This is a genomic window from Vibrio sagamiensis NBRC 104589 (genome assembly GCF_007990935.1).
Lineage (GTDB): Bacteria > Pseudomonadota > Gammaproteobacteria > Enterobacterales > Vibrionaceae > Vibrio > Vibrio sagamiensis.
Map to the genome: position 1 here is coordinate 1 of NZ_BJXJ01000079.1, position 5,558 is coordinate 5,558.

At 36.6% G+C, this 5,558-nt stretch carries 5 protein-coding genes and 1 pseudogene; 3 read left to right on the top strand and 3 right to left on the bottom strand.

Annotation, left to right across the window (positions count from 1 at the left end):
- Positions 1-134 precede the first annotated feature (134 nt).
- Positions 135-851 (bottom strand): hypothetical protein, encoded by a 717-nt coding sequence (locus VSA01S_RS19090; protein ID WP_050567446.1) that lies wholly within the window; start codon positions 849-851, stop codon positions 135-137.
- A gap of 285 nt (positions 852-1,136) precedes the next feature.
- On the opposite strand from VSA01S_RS19090, the gene VSA01S_RS19095 reads away from it, so the two are divergent.
- From VSA01S_RS19095 to VSA01S_RS19105, 3 genes are all read left to right on the top strand, one after another.
- Positions 1,137-2,336: a ParA family protein gene (locus tag VSA01S_RS19095; protein WP_039983080.1), complete on the top strand. Its 1,200-nt coding sequence runs from the start codon at positions 1,137-1,139 to the stop codon at positions 2,334-2,336.
- Positions 2,336-3,406 carry a ParB family protein gene (locus tag VSA01S_RS19100; RefSeq protein ID WP_039983081.1) on the top strand — a complete coding sequence of 357 codons (1,071 nt, stop codon included), beginning with the start codon at positions 2,336-2,338 and terminating at the stop codon, positions 3,404-3,406. The genes VSA01S_RS19095 and VSA01S_RS19100 overlap by 1 nt, the downstream gene beginning before the upstream one ends.
- Positions 3,407-3,863: 457 nt before the next feature.
- Positions 3,864-4,109, top strand: a complete 246-nt coding sequence (locus VSA01S_RS19105; protein WP_039983082.1) for a type II toxin-antitoxin system CcdA family antitoxin — start codon at positions 3,864-3,866, stop codon at positions 4,107-4,109.
- 508 nt (positions 4,110-4,617) lie between these two features.
- Here VSA01S_RS19105 and VSA01S_RS19110 read toward each other — a convergent pair.
- Complete coding sequence (locus VSA01S_RS19110; RefSeq protein ID WP_227739661.1) at positions 4,618-4,980, bottom strand: hypothetical protein; 363 nt, start codon at positions 4,978-4,980, stop codon at positions 4,618-4,620.
- A gap of 11 nt (positions 4,981-4,991) precedes the next feature.
- A pseudogene (locus tag VSA01S_RS19115) lies at positions 4,992-5,450 on the bottom strand (LruC domain-containing protein); the annotation flags it as partial.
- Positions 5,451-5,558 lie beyond the last annotated feature (108 nt).

Consider the following 5,558-nt stretch of genomic DNA (forward strand, 5'->3'; position numbering starts at 1 on the left):
CACAAGGTTCATCTTTTGTTAAAACATTTACATTACCCGAGTAAACTTGAAATTCACCACTGTTATCGATAAAAATAAAACTTAGTAAAGGCAGACAACCCTGAACATAACAGCAACTTACAATGCAATTCCAGTTATTTAGATCGAAAATACATTTTGTAGGCAGTTTGTAAAAGTTGCTTAAAATGTACTGGTATAATGACAAATAGAGCCATTCCTTTATTGAAATCTGGATTCAATTTACAATAGTATTCAATTTCCAGTTTTTTACTTTTTTCGAATGATGCCAACTCTTTATCTGAGTATTTACTCACGCGCCCTACATACATTAAACAACGCAATGACTCTTCACGGTTAAACTCACCTTTAGCATTAAATAGCTCAAAGAGTGCATTTGTGGTTGAGTGGTTTGGGTGTGGCCAAATAACTCCTACATTCTTTGCTATTGCACGATACATCGCTGGACTCAACATTGTATCGGCATAATAAATTTTCTTCCATGGCGCAGATAGCCAATATTTAAAACTTTCATATAAAGAGTATGTAAATGTGTTCCCTCCTCGCCGATATTGAGGAATAAAAGCAGCACAAGCTTTTATCATGACTACTTTTAAATCTTTATTACTTTTTCCACTACTAAAAGTAATTAAGCAAAATCCAACAACTTTATCATTATCTAAATAAAGCCTTAGTTTGCGTTTAAAGGCATCGTCCTGCTCAAAATATTTCGCAAAGTAAACCTCTGGTACAACATTTGAGAAACTAGATTCGATAACTTTCATTACAGCCTTACGCTCGAGACTCGACAGCCAAACTTTCGTTTGAGTCAGATCCTTAGTTACTAATTTCATATCTAAAAAATTCCTGTAAATTTTTAGGTTTAACGATAGTTTCACTCAATATGAACCATTTTGTACTGTAGCGAATGTCTTCCCTTTATCACAAAAGTAAAATGCTCAACACTTTTAAAAGTATATTGCCATATCTGCCCTGCCCTTCTCTCTGACTTTCACCTCATTAATGCTTATTTATTAGATCTTTTTGCTTAAACTCGTAAAAAACAAATACCTCAATTTTTGATACACACTTTAAAAATTAAGGTATATACTGTTTATATAAACCATTCGGAGGCAGTAATGGATACTCTACAGACTACGTCAAATTTTCAATCTTTAAAGCAAGGGGCTGATGTTTACATTAAGCGTCGTAATCAACGTTTACTTGCAAACCATCGAAAAGAATTGAGGAACTTCACTCGCGCAGAAGCATCTGCTTACCTCGGTATTGATGCTAAAACACTTGATAAATATGTAACTGCTGCTGATATTGATCCACGTCGCCACGAAGATTCACAGTGGTCGATCGATATTGAAGAAATGTATCGTGTTAGAAGTTTATTACCAGAGTCACTACGTAAAGAACAAAAATTTGAGCGTAATGGGAAACAATCAACTCAAGTCATTGTAATTCAAAATCAAAAAGGAGGTGTTGGCAAAACCGTTTCAGCGGCAACGGTTGCTTCTGGTTTGGCAACTGAGTTTCACCAAGAATATCGTATTGGCCTAATTGATATGGATGGCCAAGCGACGTTATCCATGTACTACGCACCAGAATCCGACCAAGAAGGAAATTTATCTGTTGGAGATCTAATCATGCGTAACTTTGACTTGGATGAAGATGAAACTTTTGAGCAAGCAGCATCTGAAGCCTTCTTAACCACGACCATTCCAAATTTGCGAATTTTACCCGCAGCACAAAGTGATCGCGCTATAGAAGGCTGGTTCCATGAGAAGGTTTTTAATAATACTCTATCCTCTCCTTATTCTATCCTGGCCGAGATAATCGAAGCTGTGAAAGATGAGTTTGATATTATTATTATAGATACTCCTCCTTCATTAGGTTATGCAACCTACAACGCCTACTTCGCCGCAACTAGTGTTGTTTTTCCTCTTTCTATTACAGAAAATGATATTGATGCAACGTGTTCATATTTTAGTTATATCCCTCAGGTATGGGCTCTGTTAGCTAATGCCAATCATCGTGGATATGACTTTATGAAAATACTCCTTACTAATCATCGTGACAGCTCAACAACAACAGAATTAATGAACAGTCTTTACGAACACTTTGGTCCTTACTTATACTCAAAAGAATTCAAACACAGTGAAGCGATACGTCAAGCCTCTTCCCTACTCTCGACTGTTTTTGATATGTCAAAAAGTGAGTATCCAAAAAGTAAGTCGACATTTCAAACTGCACAACAAAATGGATATGAAGTAACTAGTCAAATTCAACGCGACATTCTTAATGTATGGCGTGAACAGGAGCAAGCATAATGGCGAAGAAACGTGGCGGCAGCCCTCTTGGTAACGCACCGGGGTCTCTACAAGCTCAGCAATCAGCAGCAGTAGCAAACCTGACCAGTTTAACCCAGCAATTAACAGCAGAAATGGAAAAAGCGGGAACCAATACTGCCGAATTTCTAAAAACTCAATTTGGTATTGATTCTGTAGGTCAAAGTATGGTTTGGCAATTGGCATCCGGTAATACCGCTGTATTTAATGAGGTGACATTATCATATAAACAAATACGTGATGACACATTTGTTACCTTTGATGTCAATGGACGCGATCAATCACTTCTAAATAAAGAATCCCTTGAAGATCTCAACTCTCTCGAATTTCAGCAGTTTTACCCTGCTGTAGGGCGTGAAATTGATGGAAAAATTGATATTCTCGATGGTTCTCGTCGCAGAGCTTGGTTTTTATTACAAGAAGGAAGAGTTAAAACTTTCCGGATTCTTGTCACTCAAAACGATATTTCTATTAGTGATGCGAAAGCACTCGCCAAGCAGCTACAAACGGCTAAAGAACATAACCTTCGTGAAATTGGCTATCAATGTCTTGTTATCAAATCAGCGAATCCAGATTTAACACAAGCAGAGATCGCTAAACATGTTGGACTTAGTCAAGCAGGTGTCAGTAAAGCGATAAAAGCAGCGAATATTGATGAAGGATTGGTCAAATTATTCCCTGTTGTTAATGCACTTGCACACCCTGACTACACTTTGCTTGATAAGGTAATGAAAAGCTGCGATGATAAGTATCAAGTTGCAAAATTTGTTCACAAGATTGAAAGTAGAATTGTCAATATTCAGGCTGAATATTCGCTTGAAGAAAAAAAAGACGCAATTATAGAATTAATCAAAAAAGAGTTAAAATATACTCAAGCCAAACCAAAAGCAGATCAAATAGAGGTTATTCCTCTTGCCCAATTTGATAGTAAAGGTATGTTTGCTCGTAAGCGTGTAAAAGGTCGCAATTTTTCCTACGAATTTGGTAGATTATCGAAAGATATCCAAGATAAGTTAGATAAAGCTATTGCAGATGTTTTAGCAAATAGCTAATTGGTATCTCTATTTTTACTTAAAAAGCAAGCAGTAGCTTGCTTTTTAATTGAAATTTAGTTGATATCGTCAGCAACAATATAATGAAATCAAGACTTGGTAAAAACTAAGACCTGATTCTTTATTACTATCAAAGCAATTCTTAATTTTTGTCTTGCCTTAATTTTATCACAATCAGAATTTGTCATTATTCAGCCTGAATAATCACACAATCGACGTTATTTGGCGCAGTGCCTAGCCCATACCTTATAAAAATTCATCTCTGTATACTAAACTCCTTCCAAAACAATATGTATAGTCATAGACTTCATACAATGCCCTCATTCTAATTTTTGTTGAACAGTTTATAGCACTTAAAACTATAATATTGTTTATTCGGTATCTTATCCCTATTTGTTATATGTATTGCTTTAAATTATACTTAACTACACATTCTTTGTGTGTATAAGGTTACTTCATGAGAAAATCATACAAAAAAAATACACCTAAAAAATCAACCGACCTAAGCTTAAACTGTGAATTGCTCGCTGAAGCTAAACGTCTAGGTATCAACTTATCAGCGACAATGGAGAAAACTTTGGAGAAAGAGGTTAAATTGCAGTTGGAAGTAGAATGGCTAAAGAAAAATGCAGATGCACTTCAAGCTTGTAATGAGTTAACGGAAAAATACGGACAGTTTTCCGATTCATATCGTGTATTCTAGCTCTACAATATACGCTTGTATAAAAACACAACAATACAAATTATATGGACGCTTATACTATTTTTTTAACATTAAAAACGATATTACCGGATTTTTTAAATACTCGCATGTTCATTCCCTTAACATCTTTCAGCTAGCTAAAAGAAGAAACACTTAGCTATTTTTAACTGACTCCATGTTAATGAAAGTAGTTTTATAGTTCTAACTCGAAAATATGTCGTTAATGTTAACCGCAAAAATGAACAACTATCAGTCATATAGTTATCTAGCCAATGCTCTATGATAAATTCCCAAGCTAAGAGCCCCAAGAACTCACACATTTTTTCTACTTAGTGTTGGAAGAGTAGAATCTTGTTAAATTAAACGATGATACATAAAAAAGGCGAAGAAACCTCGCCTTGGGTTTAATTGAATAGCGATTTATTCTTTTGCATTAAGCACTAATTCATCACCCATGCAGCCTGTTTAGGCGTAAAGTAGTATTGCTATGGCGGTTAGAGAACCAAACTTATGCAAGGAATTCCTGCTGCAAGTCTGCGATTGAAAAATCGAGTTCAGTGGCACTAGATTCTAGTGTTCTTGAAATAATTTGACTTTTATAGTCGGATTTATAATGACCTTGGCTGGCTTCTTTAAACTTGGTATACACAGAAGCATGTGCACGCTCTGCACTCATACGGATGATATCTACAATCAAAGATTGAGATTTCACCGGGTTATAATCGTCCCCATCTGCAATCACTAAATAATCAAAGTGAATCTCAACTTGACTGATATTAAGACACGAAGGCGCTAAACCTCGGTTTTGGTCTTCACCCCCACAGCCGAATAACATTAGGTGTGTGATCGGAAAAATAAATATAATTTCCATTACGTTACTCCTTATATTTGATAAGTCTTGCTGGTATCAGAGACTGGGTTTTGATGCCAATCCAGATTAGATACCCCGGACGACTCTGCGTAATCTTGGAAGTCTCGATAAGCACTTAAGATGTCCGTCCTCTCAATTGGCCATTACCACTCAGAAGTAATGAACAATGCCCAAGGATGATTGAGTTCTGTTTTAAAGTACTTACCTAGTGCTTGATGACTGTCATCGTATTGTAACGTAAAGAGTCCTGTGTCGAACTTTTCAGTTGAACTTTGGTCGGGTAAACATACTTCCCAACGCTTACCAGCAGCAGGTGGGACTATATTGTTGTGGTAAGAATCAGTATTAGCGAGGATGAAGGGGTCATATGGTATGGCCATGAGACCGCAGGTATCGGCACCAGAAATGGTTTCAATATGAATTTCGAAGGTAAAGTTTTCTGCTTCTTTACGCTCATTCTCGGTTCGATAAAATTGACAACTTCAGCCGGATGCTTCAATCGTGATGGTCGTTGATTGACCAAGTTCGAACGTGGTAACAAAGCCCACACCATCTTCATCCTCAGGCGTGCCGTTTGC